General features: G+C 60.5%; 1 protein-coding gene. It reads right to left on the minus strand.

Translation table 11 applies throughout. The features are described from left to right. A partial coding sequence (locus tag RVY79_RS17740; protein WP_317465824.1) for an MFS transporter occupies positions 1 to 403 on the minus strand: 403 nt, incomplete at both ends.

Genomic DNA, 403 nt, shown 5'->3' on the forward strand with positions numbered 1-403 from the left:
CCCGGCATCCGAAGGGTCTGTCGCAGCGATAAGGTCTTAGGCCTCGCATCGCCCGTGCGGTGCTTTTCAGCGTTCGGCAAGAAAATCAGATTCACGACCAAGCTCAACGCCGACAGCAGCGCAGCCCCCCAGATCGGGGCGGTCATTGATATATGGGACAGGCCAGCAGCGAGCGAGGGACCGACCATCATCCCCACGCCCACACCTGCACTGATCATCCCGATTGCTTGGCGGCGATTCTTTGGCGTGCTGTGATCGATTGCATAGGCGCTGGCGACGGAGAGATTGCCGGATGTGACACCGTCGACGATGCGCGCGAGGAAGACAACCAGCAGGTTGCCCGCACTGGCGAGAAGCACCAGGCTAGCAAAGGTGCCGAGTTGACTACCCACCAGCACGATTT

Origin of the sequence: Chromohalobacter sp. HP20-39 (assembly GCF_033052815.1) — a bacterium.
GTDB lineage: Bacteria > Pseudomonadota > Gammaproteobacteria > Pseudomonadales > Halomonadaceae > Chromohalobacter.